At 65.6% G+C, this 2,633-nt stretch carries 4 protein-coding genes; 1 reads left to right on the top strand and 3 read right to left on the bottom strand.

The window, feature by feature from the left end; all coding sequences use genetic code 11:
• From KDH09_19770 to KDH09_19760, 3 genes are all read right to left on the bottom strand, one after another.
• On the bottom strand, nucleotides 1-442 hold a 442-nt coding region (locus KDH09_19770), incomplete at its 3' end, for a GMC family oxidoreductase (protein MCB0221946.1).
• Between the two features lie 82 nt (nucleotides 443-524).
• Nucleotides 525-752 carry a hypothetical protein gene (locus KDH09_19765; GenBank protein ID MCB0221945.1) on the bottom strand — a complete coding sequence of 76 codons (228 nt, stop codon included), beginning with the start codon at nucleotides 750-752 and terminating at the stop codon, nucleotides 525-527.
• Between the two features lie 3 nt (nucleotides 753-755).
• On the bottom strand, nucleotides 756-1,574 hold the full coding sequence (locus tag KDH09_19760; GenBank protein MCB0221944.1) for an HNH endonuclease: 819 nt from the start codon (nucleotides 1,572-1,574) through the stop codon (nucleotides 756-758).
• A 161-nt stretch (nucleotides 1,575-1,735) separates the two neighbouring features.
• Between KDH09_19760 and KDH09_19755 the strand changes: the two genes are divergently transcribed.
• Nucleotides 1,736-2,633, top strand: an 898-nt coding sequence (locus tag KDH09_19755) for an acyl-CoA carboxylase subunit beta (protein MCB0221943.1), incomplete at its 3' end; no start/stop codon positions are given.

The following is a 2,633-nucleotide window of genomic DNA, read 5'->3' as shown; positions in this document are numbered from 1 at the left end:
TCCATTCGAGGGCGCGCACCCCGGCGAGCATCTTGCGCCCGTTGGCGCCGAGCAGATCATCCTCGGTGGGGCTCACCTGAATGAAGGTGTCGACCCGGTCCTCGGCCTCGGCAAAGCCCTCGATGCCGAGCTCACTCCAGCGGCGTTTTAAAAACTCCGGGAGCCTGAACGCGCTGCCGGCGTTGAGCGCGGTGGAGCCGCCCTCGCAGATGCCATGGATAATGGGCTGCACCGGCGTCCCACGTGCGAGCGAGAGCGTCGCCACCCGCTGCCGGATCACCCGCGCAAAGGAGCGGGTAATGGGCTCGCCCAGCTTTGCCAGCGGTGCCGGCCCGCCGGCCTCCAGCACCGTGACGCTCGCCCCGGCCAGCGCCAGCTCCGTGCCGATCACCGCCCCGCCCGCACCCGAGCCGATCACGCAGATGTCCGTCTTGATATGCATCCGTCCCCCGCTTGCCCGATGAGGAGATGCCCCAAGGCTAGCGCCCCGCCGGGCGGCCCGGGAAGAAATCGGTGAACGGGGGTTACCTGGGATTCAACTGTACACGCATCGCGTCCATGATGCGCTCGTAAGTGGCTGCAATCGCGCTCGCTTCGGCGGCATCGCTGCATTCCTCAATCGCCTGTGCGCCGATGTCTTCGCCCATGAGGTAACGGGCCGTCGCCCGCCACGTATCACAGCGGCATTCGAGTCCGTCGAGAATCTGACCCAAATCGTTCCGACTGAGCGTGATCGTTACCGAATCGTCCATGTGTCACCCCGGAATGAAAATCTCCTGCCGGTGATGCGCCAGTGCTTCGGAATCGGGCGCGAACCGGGAGGGTTGATTCATTTCTGCCCCGGCGATGTGACAGAAGGCGACATGGTGCAACTCTGAATCAGTCTTCGTCTGGAGTAGCTGCTCAGAGACCAGAATACGGAAGTCTTCGCCCACACTCATCAGGCCACGGTCGAAAGCCTTGTCATGCAGCGCGCACAGCGCAAGCCCATTGCGCGGATCGGCGCGGCGGTTTTCATCATGCGCCCACGGAACGATGTGGCTGGCGACAAGCAGCTTGCCGTTCGGGAGGCTGCAGAACGCGCATTCGTTGTCGTAGCTGCCAAGCACGGCGTCCCGAAAAAAGCGCTGAACGAGGCGCGTCTTCACCTCGCGCGTCGCCTCGGTATCACGCTCGGCGAAGTATGCGGCCTGTTCTTCCGCCACCATTGTCCCCTGATCCGGAGCCTGCGCCTGCAACCGCGCGCGGGCGGCACTGACTTCGACGAGTAGATCGGTCCACCGTGCCGGCAGAATGAACTCCTCGAACAGTGCGCGATCCGCTTTGGCTGCGCCCTTCAAGCCGGACCGACCCCGGCGCTGATGCTGCGGATCGAGACTGGCAAAATTGCAGCCCTTCATCGCGACCGAACTCGGCGTGCGACCAACCAGTGCGGCGAGCGCAATGATGTCGGGGTTGTGCTGGTGGAGCTTTCCAAACGGGGTGCGGCAATAGAAATCGAGAACAACGAGCAGTTCGTCGCGTGTCCATGGCCGCCTCTTGGGCGGTGGCTCTGCGTGGTAAGTCGCGCCCACTGATTCCTCGATGGCGAAAAGTCTACCAGGTTGAGCGCCGTAACGCTCCCCTTGACCCCCACCCCGGCCGCTCCTACCGTCGTTTGGGCTCAATGAAACATCACGGCGCCGGGGGGCTTCCCGGCGGCCGACTGGGAAGGACACGGGCCATGGGCGATCTGATGAAGGAACGCATTGCGAAGCTGGAGAAGGCGCGCGCGGAGGCGCAGGAGCACGGGGGCGCCGACAAGGTGGCGCGCCAGCACGAGCGCGGCAAGCTCACGGCGCGCGAGCGCATCCGGCTGCTCGTCGATGAGGGGAGCTTCTTCGAGTTCGGCCTGCTGGGGCGTCATCACGGCGACAAGCCGGTGCAGAGCCCGGCCGACGGGGTGGTGACCGGTTACGGCGAGGTGGACGGGCGCCGCGTGGCGATTGCGTCCTATGACTTTACCGTGATGGGCGGCAGCATGGGCCGCGTGGGCGAGGAGAAGATGGCGCGCCTTCGCGAGATGGCTTTGAAGTGGCGCATCCCGGTCATCTGGCTCATCGACAGCGCGGGCGCGCGCATCGGCGGCGGCGGTGGGGGCGCGGGTTCCCACGAGACCTCGCCGAGCATGTTCGCCGGCGCGGGCTTTCTCTTTCGCGAGCAGGCCGTGATGAGCGGCGTCGTCCCGCAGGTCTGCGCCATGGTGGGCCCCGGCGCGGCGGGGACGGCCTACATCCCGGGGCTCGCCGATTTTGTGCCCATGGTCTCGGGGACCTCTTCCATGGCGCTGGCCGGGCCCTATCTCGTCAAGGCCGCCGTGGGCGAGGAAATCTCCGAGCAGGACCTTGGCGGCGCGAAGATCCACACGAAGGTCTCGGGCGTTGCCGATCTCGAAGTGGAGTCCGACGAGGCCTGCATCGAAAAGATCCGCGAGTATCTCTCCTTCTTCCCCAGCCACAACCAGGAAGCCCCGCCCATCAAGAAGGGCAACGACGCGCCGGGCCGGCGCGAGGAAAAGCTCGCCGAGCTCATTCCCGACAACCCGCGCCGGGCCTTCGACATGAAGAAGGTCATCAAAGCGATCGTCGACGACG

The organism is Chrysiogenia bacterium (assembly GCA_020434085.1).
Classification (GTDB): domain Bacteria; phylum JAGRBM01; class JAGRBM01; order JAGRBM01; family JAGRBM01; genus JAGRBM01.
Note: the sequence above shows the minus strand (reverse complement) of the source record. Positions and strands in the feature narration are given on the sequence as shown.

Bases quoted from the DNA above. Each gene is read 5' to 3' on its own strand.
- KDH09_19765 (MCB0221945.1), bottom strand. From the start codon at position 752: ATGGACGATTCGGTAACGATCACGCTCAGTCGGAACGATTTGGGTCAG.